This window comes from Saccharopolyspora ipomoeae, assembly GCF_029952525.1.
Taxonomy (GTDB): domain Bacteria; phylum Actinomycetota; class Actinomycetes; order Mycobacteriales; family Pseudonocardiaceae; genus Saccharopolyspora; species Saccharopolyspora ipomoeae.
Genome location: NZ_JASAOF010000037.1, coordinates 17,389 through 34,114, shown reverse-complemented (window position 1 = coordinate 34,114; position 16,726 = coordinate 17,389). Strand labels below are relative to the sequence as shown.

General features: G+C 70.2%; 12 protein-coding genes and 1 tRNA gene. 6 read left to right on the top strand and 7 right to left on the bottom strand.

The annotated features are described in order from the left end of the window. Positions 1-194 precede the first annotated feature (194 nt). The 4 genes from QFW96_RS29675 (at position 195) to QFW96_RS29660 (ending at position 2,678) form a co-directional block, all read left to right on the top strand. Entirely contained in the window at positions 195-1,373 is a 1,179-nt protein-coding gene (locus QFW96_RS29675; RefSeq protein WP_281459060.1) for a helix-turn-helix domain-containing protein, read from the top strand. A 61-nt stretch (positions 1,374-1,434) separates the two neighbouring features. Further along, positions 1,435-1,686, top strand: coding sequence for an HC3 family zinc finger protein (locus QFW96_RS29670; protein ID WP_281459059.1), 252 nt, complete (start codon positions 1,435-1,437; stop codon positions 1,684-1,686). Beyond that, positions 1,680-1,871, top strand: coding sequence for a hypothetical protein (locus QFW96_RS29665; protein ID WP_281459058.1), 192 nt, complete (start codon positions 1,680-1,682; stop codon positions 1,869-1,871). Before QFW96_RS29670 ends, QFW96_RS29665 begins: the two co-directional genes overlap by 7 nt. A gap of 351 nt (positions 1,872-2,222) precedes the next feature. Then, positions 2,223-2,678, top strand: a complete 456-nt coding sequence (locus QFW96_RS29660) for a hypothetical protein (RefSeq protein WP_281459057.1) — start codon at positions 2,223-2,225, stop codon at positions 2,676-2,678. A gap of 52 nt (positions 2,679-2,730) precedes the next feature. Here QFW96_RS29660 and QFW96_RS29655 read toward each other — a convergent pair. Continuing rightward, positions 2,731-2,804: transfer RNA gene (locus QFW96_RS29655), tRNA-Thr, on the bottom strand. Between the two features lie 157 nt (positions 2,805-2,961). On the opposite strand from QFW96_RS29655, the gene QFW96_RS29650 reads away from it, so the two are divergent. Continuing rightward, complete coding sequence (locus tag QFW96_RS29650; protein ID WP_281459056.1) at positions 2,962-4,323, top strand: hypothetical protein; 1,362 nt, start codon at positions 2,962-2,964, stop codon at positions 4,321-4,323. A gap of 340 nt (positions 4,324-4,663) precedes the next feature. On the opposite strand, the gene QFW96_RS29645 is transcribed toward QFW96_RS29650, so the two are convergent. The 5 genes from QFW96_RS29645 to QFW96_RS29625 form a co-directional block, all read right to left on the bottom strand. Then, complete coding sequence (locus tag QFW96_RS29645; RefSeq protein WP_281459055.1) at positions 4,664-5,887, bottom strand: DNA polymerase III subunit delta'; 1,224 nt, start codon at positions 5,885-5,887, stop codon at positions 4,664-4,666. Positions 5,888-5,951: 64 nt separating this feature from the next. Continuing rightward, a complete protein-coding gene (topA, locus tag QFW96_RS29640; RefSeq protein WP_281459054.1) occupies positions 5,952-8,789 on the bottom strand; it encodes a type I DNA topoisomerase in 2,838 nt (945 codons plus the stop codon). A 305-nt stretch (positions 8,790-9,094) separates the two neighbouring features. Beyond that, positions 9,095-9,679 carry a hypothetical protein gene (locus QFW96_RS29635; protein ID WP_281459053.1) on the bottom strand — a complete coding sequence of 195 codons (585 nt, stop codon included), beginning with the start codon at positions 9,677-9,679 and terminating at the stop codon, positions 9,095-9,097. Positions 9,680-9,824: 145 nt separating this feature from the next. Further along, positions 9,825-10,472 carry a hypothetical protein gene (locus QFW96_RS29630; protein ID WP_281459052.1) on the bottom strand — a complete coding sequence of 216 codons (648 nt, stop codon included), beginning with the start codon at positions 10,470-10,472 and terminating at the stop codon, positions 9,825-9,827. 163 nt (positions 10,473-10,635) lie between these two features. Beyond that, positions 10,636-12,951 (bottom strand): sodium-translocating pyrophosphatase, encoded by a 2,316-nt coding sequence (locus QFW96_RS29625; protein WP_281459062.1) that lies wholly within the window; start codon positions 12,949-12,951, stop codon positions 10,636-10,638. A 490-nt stretch (positions 12,952-13,441) separates the two neighbouring features. Between QFW96_RS29625 and QFW96_RS29620 the strand changes: the two genes are divergently transcribed. After that, the gene (locus QFW96_RS29620; RefSeq protein WP_281459051.1) at positions 13,442-15,826 is read left to right on the top strand and encodes a DEAD/DEAH box helicase; all 2,385 of its coding nucleotides are present in this window, start codon (positions 13,442-13,444) and stop codon (positions 15,824-15,826) included. A gap of 103 nt (positions 15,827-15,929) precedes the next feature. On the opposite strand, the gene QFW96_RS29615 is transcribed toward QFW96_RS29620, so the two are convergent. Then, the gene (locus QFW96_RS29615) at positions 15,930-16,595 is read right to left on the bottom strand and encodes a bifunctional DNA primase/polymerase (RefSeq protein ID WP_281459050.1); all 666 of its coding nucleotides are present in this window, start codon (positions 16,593-16,595) and stop codon (positions 15,930-15,932) included. Positions 16,596-16,726 lie beyond the last annotated feature (131 nt).

Here is a 16,726-nt window from a genome sequence, read left to right as displayed (position 1 = left end):
ATAATTGACCGGACAAAAGGGACATTGATCATGGGCAATTATGGCTAAAACTGTCCGCAGCCCCACACCACCACCCGAGACCCCACCGAACAAGCGCCACCCGCGAAGCCGTGGCCTTCGCAGGCGGCCCCTCCTCGCGGAGCCGAGTTGTCGATACGCTCGGGAGGACCCGCTGCGGAGAGTGGTGATCCGTCGTGACCGACGCTGTAGGGACGAGGCTTCGCGAGATCCGCAAGGCACGCGGCAAATCGCTCGCGGTGATCTCCGGGCTGGCCGGGATCTCCCCCTCCTACCTCTCCCGGCTCGAATCGGGTGATCGAGCGCTCGATCGCCGATCGCTGATCGCGGCCCTGGCCGACGCGCTCGATGTCGCGCCGAGCGAGATCACGGGCGCCTCCCTGACCGCACCCCAGCAGGCCAGCGAAGATCGCGCCCTGAGCGAACTCCGGCTGACCTTGCTCGCGGTGAGCATGGGAGAACCGCGCGGCCGGATCCAACCGGTCGACCAGCTCCAGGCACGCGTCGACGAAATCCTGACCGCGCAACGACAATGCGACTACGCGGCCGTGGGCGCGCAACTCCCGGATCTCGTCCGAGACCTGCACCAGACGTTGAACGCCGGCCGCGACGGGCGAGAACTCCTGCGCATGCTGGTCCTCACGCACGTGCAGGTCACCCAGGCCTGGCTCGGCGACATCGGCGCTCCGCTGGACCTCTCCTGGCAGGCGGTGACTCTCGCGCAACGCGCAGCGGAACGGCTCGACGAACCGCCCTACACGGCCGTGTGCGCCTTCGGCACGGCGTTCGGACTGCTCGGAGCGGGAGGGTTCGATCTCGCGGCACGTGCGCTCGCAGCCGCCGACCCCGGAACCGCGACCGACGAGTCGACGCAGGTCTCCGGGATGCTCACGCTCACCTCGTCGCTCGTCCTCGCAGCTCAACGAGACGAGGCGGGACGACGTGCCGCGCTCGACGCCGCCACCGATCTCGCCCGGCACACCGGCGAGGGCAACGCCTTCGACTTCGGCTTCGGCCCGAGCAACGTCGGCGTGTGGCGCATGTCCGTCGCTCTGGAAGCCGGTGAGCACGCGGAAGCCGCGAAGATCGCGGAGACGGTGGACGTCGACGCCTTGCCGTCACCGACCCGGCGGAGCGCCTACTACCGGGAGTACGGGCGCGCTCTGGCTCGGCTGCCGAAGCAGCGCGACGAAGCGGTTCTCATGCTGCGGCGAGCCGAGCAGATCTCACCGGCCCGCATCCACCGGCACCCGTTCATGCGGTCGGTGCTCGCCGAACTGCTCACCAAGGCCAAGCGCGACGCGATCGGACGCGAACTCCGCGGCATGGCGTACCGCTCGGGACTGCGCGTGTAACCCGATCGAGCGGTTGCCTCCGTGGCAAAAAATCCTTGGTCAACGGCGCAAGAGTGCCCCCATGAACAACACGCGTCTCTACTCGCCCCACCCGTTCTGCTGGCGGCCTGCTGGTGGGGAACGGCATGCGACGACCGAACGTCCTGGGGAGGGGCAGACTTTCACCGCGTTGTGCGGGCTCGTGGCGGAGGCCGATCTCAGCGAGATCGGCTGGTTCTTCGCGACCTGCGGGGCGTGCAACGCGCGGGCGCACGAGCTCGCGGCCGTGCCGATGCCTTCGGCGCCGGATGCTTCGGGGGCCCGCGAGTGCTGACCGATCGCGACATCGCCATGCGGATGCGCGGCGTCATCCGCTCCTTCGAGATCGCGCTGCCGGACGTCGTCGACGGCTGGTACTCCGCCGAGGACTACGAGCGCCTCGCCTCCTACCTCGACAACACCGCCCGCGCGATGCGCAGCCGCACCGCGGATCTCGTCATCGACGCCGAGTGGACCTAGAAATCTCCGGGCCCGGGAACAACCTTCACCCGTCCCGCCGCGTCTTCCGAACGAAGACCGTCACGCAGCCCCGGTTCACAGCGGTGACGGAACTCGGACAGTGAAAGTGAAAGACCGCAGGTCACTGGGGGTGTCCTGCGGTCTTTCGCCGGTTCTGCAACAACCCGGCCGGAAAGCGGAACCGGCCCGTTCCCACGTTCGGGAAAGGGCCGCAGGTACGTCCGCCCAACGTCGAGCCGGTGGCGATTGGCACGCCACCGACCCTGACCTGCGGAAGGGGCTACAACGCAGACGAGTCCCCGGAGACGTGTCCTACTCGGCGGGACAGCGCTGGTCGATCTCGCGTACTCGGTGCTCAACGGCGGTATGACCATCTGTTTCGCCACCGTCGGCGCGTCCAGCGGGGTCCATCCACCACTGGTCGCGATCGTCACCACAGCAGGTCCCGCCATGTTCGTGCAGCCGGTGTGCGCTACGCCCGCGCCCGCCGGGATGATCGGGATGAGTAGCGATCAGATCGTCGCGGTCATCGCCCTGAGCATCCTCCACCTTGTGGGGATCACGGTGGCGTTGTGGTGCTCAACCGGCGATCTCCGCACCGCCGCACCGCCGCGCTGGTGTGGGCCGGAAGAGATGTTGGGCCACTCGTCGATCACGATCACGCCGGACACCTGCACGAGCGTGCTGCCGCATGTCGCCCGCGAGGCTGCGGAGGCCGCTGCGGCGCTCGTTCCGAGAGGCCGGGCCGGTACCTGTGGGCCCGCAACGGGTGATCCGCTCGGGTCCGGCGAAGTCAAGCTTGCGTGAGGCAAAGAAAAGACCCCAGTTCACACGGGGTGAACTGGGGCCTTCCCTACCGAGCCGCCTGGGGGAATCGAACCCCCGACCTACGCATTACGAGTGCGTCGCTCTGGCCGACTGAGCTAAGGCGGCGTGCGTGGACAAGTGTAGCTGGCGCCCTCGCGGCGCTCGCCGGGGGTCCGGCACAGCTCGGACTGGCGAACACGCGCGGCTATCCGACCGTCACCTGCGGCCGATGTGATCGTTGATACACCGCTGAGGCAGTGACGCCTATCACGGAGGAAGTCGGATGCGCGCGTTTCGTCGGCTCTGCGCCTGCACCGCGGTGACCCTGGCGCTGACCGGGATCTCGATGCCCGCGGCGATGGCCCAAGGCTCGTACCCCACGACGCCGACGCCGCACCCCGTCGACCCCAACCAGCCGCCCGGGCGCATCCCCGACACCACGCCGCGTCCCGTCGTCGGCGACGCCGGGACGATGCTCGGCATCGTGCGGCTGCTGCCCGCCACCGCGCCCGGCGACTCCTTCTTCGACGAGCCCGAGTTCGAGAGCAAGCTGCCCAAGCAGTCCGTCCTGGAAGCCGGCATGGGCCGGGCCATCGCCCAGGTCAACTCCGAGGCCTACCTCGCGCACGAGCACTCCCTCGCCGAAGCGTCCCCGTTCGGCGTCGCGATCATGGGCGACGTCCCGCAAGTCCCCGGCGGGATCGCCCAAGCCGCGCTGCCCGACCGCGAGGGTCCGATCACCAACTCCCTCACCCCGCCCGCCCCCGGCGAGGTTCCTGTCAAGCTCAACGCCCTCAACGGCAGCGTGCACGCGCGGTGGAACGAGCAGACCGGGCCGTGCGGCGTCGCGCCGCTGTCCGACGCCCGCTACACGATGGGCAGTGGGTCGGTCCCCGGGCTCACCGGCCCGCTCGTCGACGTGCCCTCGCTGGCCGAAGCGCACTCGAACGTGCAGCTCACCGACGTCCCCGGACAGGCCAACAAGGCCGTGGTCTCCACCTCGGAGCTGGCGATCTCGGAGGTGAAGCTGTTCAGCGGCACGCCGCAGGAGGTGTCGATCCAGGTCGTCGGCAAGCCCACGCTCACCGCCACCGCGACCGGGGACCCCGCCACCTCGCGCGTCGACTACACCGCGCCGGTGCTGCGGATCAGCCAGGGCGGCAAGGAACTCGCCGTGCTCGACGCCGCCAACCCGACCCAGGACGTGCCGATCCCCGCGATCCCCGGCCTCGACCGGGGCGTGCTGGACCTCGGGGTGCTGCGGCTCAGCGTCGGCGAGCTCAAGCAGGAGGCGCAGGGCACCGAGATCCGCGGCACCGCGCGGCTGTTCGACCTGAAGATCCTCGACGGCGCCAAGCTCGGACTGCCCGCCTCGCTGGCCCAGATCTCCTTCGGCGAGCAGGTCGCGCGCGCCGCCGCGCCCGCGGGCGGTGTCAACTGCGAACCCCCGGCCGCCGGAGCCACCGGCGACGACAGCGGCGCGGGCGCCGTGCCCGCCGACTACCACCAGGGACGAACCGAACCCCTCGCCCTCACCAGCGGCAGCTACTTCGCCGTCCCGATCTTCTGGACCGGAGCCGGACTCCTCCTGCTCGGCTCGATCCTCGTCGCCGCCTTCCCCCGCCGACGCAACGCGAAGCACTGACCCCTCGTGGTGGGGTGAAGTTTTCATGAAAACTGCACCCCCACCACCCAAAACAACCCAAGGATCAACGTCCTCAGGAGGAGGGACAGTTTTCATGAAAACTGTCCCTCCCCAGTGCACGAGGTGAGAGGACGTCGTCCCAGGTCAACGTTCGTGGAGTGGTGCAGTTTTCATGAAAACTGTCACTCCAACCACCCAACGCGACACCCGGGATCGGGGTTCTCGGGTCGTGCAGTTTTCATGAAAACTGCGCGTCCAACCACTCAACGCGACACCGAGTTTGGGGTCCTGGGGTGGGACAGTTTTCATGAAAACTGTCCCACCCCAGAAGTCGTGGGATTCAGCCCGTGAAGAGGGTGGCGAGCATCGCTTCGACCGCGATGAGGGGTTTGACGTTCTGGTTCAGGGCCGTCCGGCATTCGAGGACCGCTTCGAGGCGGCGGAGGGTGGACTCCGAGGTCCACTCGGTCGCGGCCTTCTGCGAGGAGCGGGCGAAGTCGGGGTGGTTGAGGGCCGAGCCCGAGCCGGTGCGGGTGACCAGGACGTCCCGGTAGAAGCCCGCCAGGTCGACCAGCGCCAGGTCCAGGGCGTCCCGCTGAGACCGGGTGGCCCGGGACTTCTGGCGCTTCTCCAGCTCCTTGAGCGCGGCGTTGGCGCCTCGGGTCGCCGAGGCCGTGCCCTTGCCCGTGCCACCGGCGCCCATCGCCGTCTTGAGCTCCTCGCGCTCGGCCTCGTTGCGCTCCTCGTTGGCCGTGACCGCCTCCGACTCGGCCAGCTTGACCAGGCCCGATGCCGCGGTGAACACGTCCGAGAAGCGCTGCAGCCCGAGCGGGATCCGCAGCACCGACTCGCGGCGCTCGCGGACCTGCTCGTCGGTGGCCAACCGCCGGGCGCGCCCGATGTGACCGCCGCAGACCTCGGCCGCCCACTCCGCGAGCTCCGGTTCGATGCCGTCGCGCTCGCGCAGCACCTCGGCGATCGCGCCCGCCAGCGGCGTGCGCAGCTGCACCACGCGGCACCGCGAGCGGATCGTCACTGAGACGTCCTCGGGGTGGTCAGACGGCGCGCACAGCAGGAACACGGTCCGCGGCGGCGGCTCCTCGACCGCCTTGAGCAGCGCGTTCGCCGCGCCCTCGGTGAGCCGGTCGGAGTCCTCGATGAGCACCACCCGCCACTGCCCGGTGCTCGGGCGGCGCGCGGCGGCCTGCACCAGGGCGCGCATCTCCGCCACCGAGATCGACAGGCCCTCCGGCACCACGAGCTTCACGTCCGCGTGCGTGCCCTGCAGGACCGTGCGGCAGGCGGTGCAGCGACCGCAGCCCAGCTCGTCCGGGTCCTCGCACTCCAGCGCGGCGGCCAGGGCCCTGGCCGCGATCGACCGGCCGGAACCGGGCGGCCCGGTGAACAGCCACGCGTGCGTCATCGCGCCGGGCGGCACCGGCTCGCCCCGGACCTGCCTGCGGGCCGCGTCGGCCGCCGCGTGCAGCGTGCCGACCGCGTCCGGTTGGCCGACGACCTCCGCCCACACCCCGGTCGCGGGTACCTCCGGAGCGCCGGTGCGCATCGCGTCAACTCCCTCGTGCCGAGCTATCGGGTCACGACTCTACGATGCCGCACCGACGCGGCCGTCAGGACTTCGAGGTGCTCGACCGCGACGCCGTGGACTTGGACGCGGTGGTCTTCTTCGCGGCGGTCTTGGTGCCCGTCGACTTCGATGCCGTGGTCTTCTTGGCGGTGGTCGACTTGGACGCCGTGGTCTTTTTCGCCGCCGCGGTCTTCGACCCGGTGCTCTTCGACGCAGCGCTCTTCGACGCCGTGGTCTTCGAGGTCGTCGACTTCTTCGCCGGTGCCTTCTTCTTCGCGGGGGCCTTCGCCCGCCGCTCCGCCAGCAGCTCCACAGCGCGGTCCATCGACAGCTCCTCCACCGCGTCGCCCTTGCGCAGCGACGCGTTGGTCTCGCCGTCGGTGACGTACGGGCCGAAGCGGCCGTCCTTGATCACCAGGGCCTTGCCGGTGTCGGGAGCCTCACCGAGCTCGCGCAGCGGCGCGGCGGCGGCACGGCGGCCCCGCTGCTTCGGCTGCGCGTAGATCTTGAGCGCCTCGTCGAGGGTGATCGAGAAGATCTGCTCCTCGGTCTCCAGCGACCGCGAGTCCGTGCCCTTCTTCAGGTACGGGCCGTAGCGGCCGTTCTGCGCGGTGATCTCGTTGCCCGACTCCGGGTCGGTGCCCACCACGCGCGGCAGCGACAGCAGCTTCAGCGCGTCGTCGAGGCTCACGGTGTCCAGCGACATCGACTTGAGCAGGCTGCCGGTGCGCGGCTTGGACTTGTCGCCCTCCGGCAGCACCTCGGTCACGTACGGGCCGAAGCGGCCCTCCTTGGCGACGACCTCGTGGCCCGACTCCGGATCGGTGCCGAGGCTGCGGCCCTCCATCGGGGTGGCGAAGAGCTTCTCCGCGATCTGCACCGTCAACTCGTCCGGCGGCAGGTCGTCGGGCAGGTTCGCCCGCTGCGCCGTCTCGTCCTCCAGCGTCCGCTCCAGGTAGGGCCCGTAGCGGCCGACGCGGACGTAGATGGTGCGCCCGTCCTCGTCGTCGAACATCGGGATCGAGTTGATCGCGCGCGGGTCGATCTCCTCGACCGACGAGCCGACCAGCTTCTTGAGCCCACCGGCGCGACCGATCGAGTCCTCCGGCCCCACCTCGCCGCCGAAGTAGAAGCCCGACAGCCAGCGGGTGCGCTCCTCGCGCCCCTCCGCGATGCCGTCCAGCTCGTCCTCCAGCGCGGCGGTGAAGTCGTAGTCGACCAACCTGCCGAAGTGCTGCTCCATCAGCCCGACCACGGCGAACGCGATCCACGACGGGACCAGGGCCGAGCCCTTCTTCCAGACGTAGCCGCGCTCCTGCACGGTGCTGATGATCGACGCGTAGGTCGACGGGCGACCGATGCCCAGCTCTTCCAGCGTCTTGACCAGGCTCGCTTCGGTGAAGCGCGGCGGCGGGTTCGTGGTGTGCCCGTCGGGCTCCAGCTCCGGCGCGGTGATCGGCTGGTCCTGGGCGAGCTGCGGCAGCCGCGACTCGGCGTCGTCGGCGACACCGCCGGCCTCGGAGTCCACGGCCTCGACGTAGGCCTTGAGGAACCCGGGGAAGGTGATGGTGCGGCCGGACGCGGCGAAGGTGCACTCCTCACCGCTGGTGGCGGTGCCGGTGATGCGCACCGAGAGCGTGGTGCCCTTCGCGTCGGCCATCTGGGAGGCGATGGTGCGCTGCCAGATCAGCTCGTAGAGCTTGAAGCCGTCGACGTCGTTGGACAGCTCGTTGGCCACCTCGCCGGGGGTGCGGAAGCTCTCGCCCGCCGGGCGGATCGCCTCGTGCGCCTCCTGCGCGTTCTTGACCTTGCGGTTGTACTGCCGCGGCTGCGGCGACAGGTACTGCTCGCCGTAGAGGTCGCGGGCCTGGTTGCGCGACGCCGCGATCGCCGTCTCGGACAGCGTCGTGGAGTCGGTTCGCATGTAGGTGATGTAGCCGTTCTCGTACAGCCGCTGCGCGGTGCGCATCGTGCGGTCCGCCGAGAAGCGCAGCTTGCGGCTGGCCTCCTGCTGCAGCGTGGAGGTCATGAACGGCGCGTAGGGCTTCCGGGTGTAGGGCTTCTCCTCGACGCTGGAGACGTGCAGCTGCGCGTCGGTCAGCGCCGCGGCGAGCCGCCGGGCCTCGGTCTCGTCGAGCACCTTGGTGTCGGCGTTCTTCAGCCGGCCGTCCGGGCCGAAGTCGCGGCCGGAGGCGAGCTTGGCGCCGTCGACCGTGACCAGGCGGGCCCCGAAGCGACGCGGCGAGGCGTCCGGGCCGGCGTCCATGGTCGCGGCGATGTCCCAGTACTCGGCGGAGACGAAGCGGATGCGCTCGCGCTCGCGTTCGACGACGACGCGGGTCGCCACGGACTGCACGCGGCCCGCCGAGAGCTTCGGCATGACCTTCTTCCACAGCACCGGGCTGACCTCGTAGCCGTAGAGGCGGTCCAGGATGCGGCGGGTCTCCTGGGCGTCGACGAGGTCCTGGTCGAGGTCGCGCGGGTTGGCGGCGGCGGCCTGGATGGCCGACTCGGTGATCTCGTGGAAGACCATCCGGCGGACCGGGACCTTGGGCTTGAGGGTCTCCAGCAGGTGCCACGCGATGGCCTCGCCCTCGCGGTCACCATCCGTCGCGAGGTAGAGCTCGTCGACCTGCTTGAGGGCGTCCTTGAGCTCGGTGACCGTCGACTTCTTGTCGGCGCTCACCAGGTACAGCGGCTCGAAGTCGTTCTCGACGTCGACACCCAGTCGCGCCCACGCCTGGCCCTTGTACTTCTCGGGCACGTCCTTGGCGTTGCGCGGCAGATCGCGGATGTGCCCACGCGAGGACTCCACGATGAAGTTAGAGCCGAGGTAGGAGGCGATCTTCTTGGCCTTCGCCGGTGACTCGACGATCACCAAGCGCCGGGTAGCGGAGCCGTTCCCGTTGGGAGACCCCGAAGCCCGACCGGCCCCGCCGCCGGCCTTCTTCGTCCGTGTCGACCCAGCCAACGCTTACCTGCTCTCTTCTTCCGGAAGCATCCCTTGCACCCGGCGCCCATCCATTTCGTCCCTGGAGTGTGCGCGCCGCACGGTTCGTCGTGCTGCACCGGGAAGGCACAGGGTTGCATATAACACGCCGATATTCGTCGACGTCTTGTTGTACGAACGTATCGGGTTACCCAGGTGTTCCGTTTCGTGACCTGGCGTGATGTGCGTCAACCCGCTCAGGAGACGAGCGGGATCATTCCCTCGATCGCACCATCGGGCAGCGGTCCGACCAGCTCCGCAAGCCTGGCCAGGCGCCTGCGGCCGGTCACGCGCAGGGCCGGTCCACCCGCCCTGGCACCGATGGTCTTGGCGGGCAGCCCGCAGCCGCGGAGCGCTTCGGCGAGCGCCTCGTGCGTGTCGGGCGCGTGCGGGTCGAGGCCGAGGCGGTAGCCGTGCGCGTCGGCGCTGCCGGAGGTGAGCGCCCACATCCGCAGGACCCAGCCGTCCGGCACGAAACCGGAGGGCACCGACTTCACGGCGCCGCGCAGCCAGTGCGCGGCGATGCCGGTGAGGTCGGAGCGGAACGCGGTGCGGACCAGCGGGCGGCCTTCGTCGGAGCGGCCGAGCTCGGCCTGCACTCCCCGCTCGGCGCAGGCGGCGAGCAGGCAGCGGGCGCGCCACTCGGCGTCGACGACCACCGACAGCCTCGCGGCGGTCCCGCGGCCGAACCCGACGGCCTGCCCGGGACCGCACAGCATGCCCGCGAGGTCGACGACGTCCGCCCGCCGAGCCTCTGCCGAGTAGAAGGACAGCTGGTCCACGCTCGGGATGCTAGAACAGGAGTTCGAGATTATCCACCACTGTAACCCGATCGAATGAGTCCCGACGCCTGCCGGACACGATTTCAATGGAAATCAGGTTCCCGATTTCCATTGAAATCGTGACGTTCACCCAGGTGAGGGGCTGTTAGCCGGGTTGGTTCGGGGCCGGTTGGGCGGGAGCCTGTTGCGCTGGGGCCGGTTGCGCTGGGGCCGGTTGCGCTGGGGCCGGGTTGAAGAACGGCTTGCAGCCCGGGGCCTGCTTGGCGGCCTCGGCGAGGGGCTTGTTGCTCTCCAGCGCGCCGAACTTGCTGTTCAGGTCGACCTGGGAGGTCTTCTGCAGCTCGCCCTGCAGCGCGGTCATGCCCTCGCTGAACTTCTGCTTGTCGTTCGGGTCGACCTGGTCGGCCTTGGCCCGGGCGCCCGCCAGGATCTCCCGGATCTGGCTGAAGCCGTCCTGGATGCCCTGGTTGACCTGGTCCCCGCCCTGGATCGGCGACGGCGGCAGCTCGTGCAGCCCGCGGACCGTGTCGTCGGCGGTCTTGGTCGCGGTGTCGAGCCGGGACACCACCGAGTTCTTCATCGCCGCCGTGTTCGTCTTGTCCACCGGCGGCAGGTTCTTCTGGGACGCGGAGAAGTCGTTGACCAGCCCGCACAACCGGCCTGCCCACTCGATCCCCTCCGGGCCCGCCGCCTGGGGCGCCGGCACGGGCTTGGGCGCCGGTGCCGTTCCGCAGGCGCTCAGGGCCAGCGGGATGGCCGCGAGCGCCGCGAGGGACGTCGCACGGAACCTCATTGCGCACTCCTCACATCGATCGGAGTAGCTCTCGCTGTGCGCTCGGACTCTCTCGTACCGCCACTCCTCCCGGTGAACCCGGGGTCGCCTGGCGCGGCGAACCCCCTGCGCACAGCGATGGGCGCCACCCGAACCGGGTGACGCCCATCGCGCAGGGACCGATCTAGGCGGGAGCGCCGTTGATCGTCTTGTCGTCCGCGGGCTCGTCCGCGATGGCGGTCGAACGCCGCTTGGAGATCACCACGGCGGCCACGATCACCGCGAGCGCGACGACCGCGATCCCGATCCGCACCGCCGGGTTGGCGGCGTCGCCGACGGCGAAGTAGACCACGGCCGGCGCGATCAGCACCGACACCAGGTTCATCACCTTCAGCAGCGGGTTGATCGCCGGACCGGCGGTGTCCTTGAACGGGTCGCCGACGGTGTCACCGATGACCGTGGCCGAGTGCGCCTCGGACCCCTTGCCACCGTGGTAGCCGTCCTCCACCAGCTTCTTGGAGTTGTCCCAGGCACCACCCGAGTTGGCCAGGAAGATGGCCATCAGGGTGCCGGTGGCGATGGCACCGGCCAAGTACCCGGCCAGCGGACCGACGCCCAGCCCGAACCCGACCGCGATCGGGGCCAGCACCGCCAGCAGACCCGGCGTCGCCAGCTCGCGCAGCGAGTCGCGGGTGCAGATGTCGACCACCCTGCCGTACTCGGGGCGCTCCGAGCCGTCCATGATCCCCGGCTTCTCCTTGAACTGGCGCCGCACCTCGTAGACCACGGCACCGGCCGCGCGGGACACGGCGTTGATCGCCAGACCGGAGAACAGGAACACCACCGCGGCACCGATGACCACGCCCACCAGGACGTTCGGCGCGTAGACGAAGAACTCCGAGACGGACAGCTGCCCGGCCACGTCGGCCAGCGCGGCGCCGATGGCGTCGGTGTAGGAGCCGAACAGCGCCGTCGCCGCCAGCACCGCCGTGGCGATCGCGATGCCCTTGGTGATCGCCTTGGTGGTGTTGCCGACCGCGTCGAGCTCGGTGAGGATCTTCGCGCCCTCGCCCTCGACGTCGCCGGACATCTCGGCGATGCCCTGCGCGTTGTCGCTGACCGGGCCGAACGTGTCCATCGCGACGATGACGCCGACGGTGGTCAGCAGACCGCACCCGGCGAGCGCGATCGCGAACAGCGCCACCGGCAGCGAACCGGACAGCAGGAACGCGCCGAACACGGCCGCGCCGATGACCGCCGCGGTGTAGACGGCGGACTCGAAGCCGACCGACAGGCCGGTCAGGATCACCGTGGCCGCACCGGTCAGCGACGACTTGCCGACGTCCTGCACCGGGCGGTGCTCGGTGGCGGTGAAGTAGCCGGTCAGCTTCAGGATGACCACGGCGAGCAGGATGCCGATGACCACGGCCATCAGCGCGACCAGCGCCGGGCTGCCCGGGGTGGCGCGCACCTCCTCCGACACGCCGGAGAGCTCGGCGAACGTGCTCGGCAGGTACAGCATCGCGGCGATCGCGCACAGCACCGCCGAGATCCCGGCCGAGATGTAGAACGACCGGTTGATCGCGGTCAGCGCGCTCTCGCCGGAGCGGGCCTTGGTGATGTAGACGCCGATGACCGCGGTGAGCACGCCGATGGCCGGCACGATCAGCGGGAACAGCAGCCCGTGGGCGCCGAAGGCGGCGGTGCCCAGGATCAGCGAGGCGACCAGGGTCACCGCGTAGGACTCGAACAGGTCCGCCGCCATGCCCGCGCAGTCACCCACGTTGTCGCCGACGTTGTCGGCGATCGTGGCCGCGTTGCGCGGGTCGTCCTCGGGGATGTTCTGCTCGACCTTGCCGACCAGGTCGGCGCCCACGTCGGCGGCCTTGGTGAAGATGCCGCCGCCGACTCGCATGAACATCGCCAGCAGCGCGGCGCCGAAGCCGAAGCCCTCCAGCACGCGCGGGGCTCCGCCCGCGTAGACCATCACGACCAGCGCGGCGCCGAACAGGCCGAGGCCGACGGTCATCATGCCGACCACGCCGCCGGTGCGGAACGCCACGCGCATCGCCTTCTCGCGGCCCTCCTCCGACTCGCGGGCGGCTGCGGCCACGCGCACGTTCGCGCGGGTGGACAGCCACATGCCGAGGTAGCCGATGACGGCCGAGAACGCGGCGCCGAACAGGAAGAACACCGATCGTCCGATGCGCTCCCCGATGGTCTCCGCTGGCAGCGCGAACAGGACGAGGAACACCACCACGGCGAAGATCGCCAAGGTGCGGAACTGCCGGTTCAGGTACGCCGACGCTCCTTCCTGCACGCCCTTGGCGATGTCCTGCATCTTCGCGGTGCCCTGCCCGGCGGCGAGCACCTCCCTGATCAGGACGTAGCCGAAGGCCAGTGCGGCCAGAGCGATGACCATGACGACACCGACGACCGCGTAGTCGATGCCTGCGAGCTCGATTCCGGTGGCTCCGGAGGCTTGTTGGGCGAGGTCCATCCGGGTTTGCGAGCTCGGTGGTGCAGCGCCCTGGGCCCAGCCGTGCTGGACCGGGGTGAGCAGGGACATCCGTCCTCCTGGGTTGTGCTCGGTTCTCACACCGGCGGCCCGCACGCTCTTGCAGCACGCTCTCACCGGGCCCCGATGCGCGGTAGGCGGCCCCGCCCGGTACGGCCCGTGTTCGTCCGCTGGCCGTCCGTGGCGACGTCGTGGGTCGGGAGTCTATTCAGACCACGAGTGGCTTACCTCACGGTGTGATACGCAACTCGTCTCGACGTGCGTTTTCGTTACCGAATGATCGATTCAGAGCCCTACTTGATCCCCTGTTCGGACATATTTTGATTTGGTACGAACGGGTGACATGAGGTATGGCGTGTCGCCTCCTGAACGGCGAGAACTCGTCCAGCTCGCGGAACACGCACCGAAATCCCCCCGAAAGGGGACACGCCCGACTCGCGGAGGGGAACACCTGTGCGGGTGCGGATCAGGTTTGTGCAAGGCTGGCGACGTGCGCGAGGAGGACAAGGGACAGCGGCTGCTAGGCCGCGTCCTCGCCGGGATCCCGGCCGACGAGTCGCCCGTGACGCACGTCGAGCACCGGCCGGCCCGCACCGCCCGAACCGCCGACTGGCCCAAGTGGGCACCGCCCCGGCTCGTCGAGGCGTTCCGGGCGCGCGGCGCGGACGAACCGTGGATCCACCAGGTCGAGGGCGCCGAGGCCGTGCACGACGGCGAGAACGTCGTCGTCGCCACCGGCACCGCGTCCGGCAAGTCGCTCGTCTACCAGCTGCCGGTGATCTCCCGGCTGCTCGACGACCCCAAGGCCACCGCGCTCTACCTCTCCCCCACCAAAGCGCTGGCCGCCGACCAGCTGCGCAGCATCTCCGAGCTGGAGCTGAACGAGATCCGCGCGGTCAAGTACGACGGCGACACCCCGCAGGCCGAGCGGGACTGGGTCCGCCAGCACGGCAGGTGGGTCTTCACCAACCCGGACATGCTGCACTTCGGCGTGCTGCCCTCCCACGGGCGCTGGGCGCAGTTCTTCCGGCGGCTCACCCACGTCGTCATCGACGAGTGCCACACCTACCGCGGCGTGTTCGGCTCGCACGTCGCGCTGCTGCTGCGCAGGCTCCGCCGGATCGCTCAGCGCTACGGCGCCGACCCGGTGTTCGTGCTGGCCTCGGCCACCGTCTCCGACCCCGCCGAGCTCGCCGAGCGGCTGACCGGGGCGCGCTGCAGGGCGATCACCGAGGACGGATCACCGCGCGGCGCGCGCACCGTCGCGCTCTGGGAACCGCCGCTGCTCGACGACCTCGTCGGCGAGAACGGAGCCCCGGTGCGCCGCAACGCCGGTTCCGAGGCGGCGCGGATCCTCACCGAGCTCGTCGTCGAGGACGCGCGCACCCTGGCGTTCATCCGCTCCCGACGCGGCGTCGAGCTCGCGTCCCTGGCCGCGCAGCGCGCTCTGTCCGAAGTGGACTCCTCGCTGCCGGGGAAGGTCGCCGCCTACCGCGGCGGGTACCTCCCCGAAGACCGCCGCGAGCTGGAACGCTCGCTGCTGACCGGAGAACTGCGCGCGGTGGCCACCACCAACGCGCTGGAGCTCGGCGTCGACATCTCCGGGCTCGACGCCGTCGTCGTCGCCGGGTACCCGGGCACCCTGGCGTCGTTCTGGCAGCAGGCCGGGCGGGCCGGCCGCGACGGGGACGGCGCTCTCGTGGTGTTCGTCGCGCGCGACGACCCGCTGGACACCTACCTCGTGCACCACCCACCGGCCGTGCTGTCCCGGCCGGTCGAGGCCACCGTGCTCGACCCCACCAACCCCTACGTGCTCGAACCGCACCTGGCCTGCGCGGCCGCCGAGCTGCCGCTCACCGAGGAGTCCTTCGAGATCTTCGGCGGCGACTCCGCGCGGCAGGCCGTGGAGGCGCTGGCCGCCGACGGCGTGCTGCGCCGCCGCCCGCACGGCTGGTTCTGGACCGAGCGGGAACGCCCGCACCGCACCGTCGAGCTGCGCGGCTCCGGCGGACCGCCGATCGCCGTGGTCGAAGGCGAATCAGGGCGGATGCTCGGCACGGTGGACCCGGACTCGGCGTGCTCCACGGTGCACCCGGGCGCGGTGTACCTGCACCGGGGCGAGTCGTTCGTGGTCGACGAGCTCGACCTGGAGTCGGCGATCGCGCTGGTCCACGAGGAGAGCCCGGACTGGACGACCTCGCCGCGCGACGACGTGGACATCTCCGTGCTCCGCACGGTCGAGAGCAACGACACCGGAGCCGGTGTCACGACCCACCTCGGCGAGGTCGAGGTGACCTCGCAGGTAGTCGGCTACCTGCGGAAACGACCCACCGGCGAGGTGCTGGACCAGGTCCCGCTGGACCTGCCCGCGCAGACGCTGCGCACCCGCGCCGTCTGGTACACGGTGAGCCAGGAGCTGTTGATGAGCAGCGCGCCGGGGGGCGCCGGGCTGGAACCGGCGCGCATCCCCGGCGCGCTGCATGCCGCCGAGCACGCGGCGATCGGCCTGCTACCGCTGTTCGCGACCTGCGATCGTTGGGACATCGGCGGGGTCTCCACCGCGCTGCATGCCGACACCGGGGAGGCAACGGTGTTCGTGCATGACGGCCATCCGGGAGGGGCCGGATTCGCCGATCGCGGTTTCGCCGCATTGGTCCCCTGGCTGGTCGCGACGCGGGAAGCGATCGCTTCCTGCGACTGCCCGGCCGGATGCCCGTCCTGCGTTCAGTCGCCCAAGTGCGGGAATGGCAACGAACCGCTGGACAAGGCAGGGGCGGTGGCTGTTCTCGACGCGGTGTCCGCCGTGCTTCGGGGCAGCGCCGGTGGTCCGGGTGGGCTGCCCGACCAGGCACGATGAGCGCGCAGGCTGGTGCGTGCTCGCGGGGAAGCTCGTGCCGGGTCGGGCCGGGGAAGCCCTGGGCGCGGTGTCCGGACCGCTCAGCGCGTCACGGCGGCAGGACCTACCTGGTCGCTGCGAGAAGTTCCGCCACGTTCTCCGGTTGGTGATCGATCTCCAGCGCGGTCCGGAGCGCGTCGTGGACGAACTCCGGGCTGGGCAGCTGCCAGGCGCACACGTCGGGCTTGACCCGCCAGTGCACCGCTCCGCCGGGGTAGGCCGACGGTGGCAGCGGAACCCAACTCCCCTTGCCGTGCAAGCGGATTCCGCTCTCCTCGGCCAGCTCGCCGTTGAGCTGACCCCCAGGGGTTGTCAGGAAGAACCAGCTACCGGTCGGGGTCGCCACGATCGGCACCGGGAACCCGCCGGCCCGCAGCACCTTGGCCGCCTGCCGTCCGGTCGCGGTGTCGACCTCGATCGCGTCGACCTGGAAACCGGTCGCCAGCAGGAGGTTGTACGGGTGGTCGTCCCACCAGGACATGACCTCGGCGAGGTCCGCCCCCAGTCGGTCCTGCCAGTCGGAGTGGACCGGGGTCGGGCCGTGCAGCTGCATGCCGCGGCGGCCGAACCACTCGCCGTCCTTCGGGAACGTTCCGGGCAACACCGACCACCCGCGCGACGCGAAGTCGATTGCCTGCACGCGCAGGTCGATCCGGCTGCTGGTCAGCCCGGCCGGGTGGGCCGGGACGCCGCGGAAGGCGCTCTGCCACCTCTCCGCAGACCATTGCATGTGCTCCGCCTCCTTGTTCAGCGGTGAGCGGCGTGGTGCTCCCTGAGATCGACCGGCCGGATTTCGGGGTTCCGGCCGATCCCCTGACCTCCTTGTCAGGTGGACCTCGGTTCGTGGCGAACCCGGGCTCG

What these genes read in the sequence shown, in the direction of transcription:
- QFW96_RS29670 (WP_281459059.1), top strand. Translation starts at nt 1,435, where the DNA reads ATGAACAACACGCGTCTCTACTCGCCCCACCCGTTCTGCTGGCGGCCT.
- QFW96_RS29650 (WP_281459056.1), top strand. Translation starts at nt 2,962, where the DNA reads ATGCGCGCGTTTCGTCGGCTCTGCGCCTGCACCGCGGTGACCCTGGCG.
- QFW96_RS29645 (WP_281459055.1), bottom strand. Translation starts at nt 5,887, where the DNA reads ATGCGCACCGGCGCTCCGGAGGTACCCGCGACCGGGGTGTGGGCGGAG.
- QFW96_RS29630 (WP_281459052.1), bottom strand. Translation starts at nt 10,472, where the DNA reads ATGAGGTTCCGTGCGACGTCCCTCGCGGCGCTCGCGGCCATCCCGCTG.
- QFW96_RS29625 (WP_281459062.1), bottom strand. Translation starts at nt 12,951, where the DNA reads ATGGACCTCGCCCAACAAGCCTCCGGAGCCACCGGAATCGAGCTCGCA.
- QFW96_RS29615 (WP_281459050.1), bottom strand. Translation starts at nt 16,595, where the DNA reads ATGCAATGGTCTGCGGAGAGGTGGCAGAGCGCCTTCCGCGGCGTCCCG.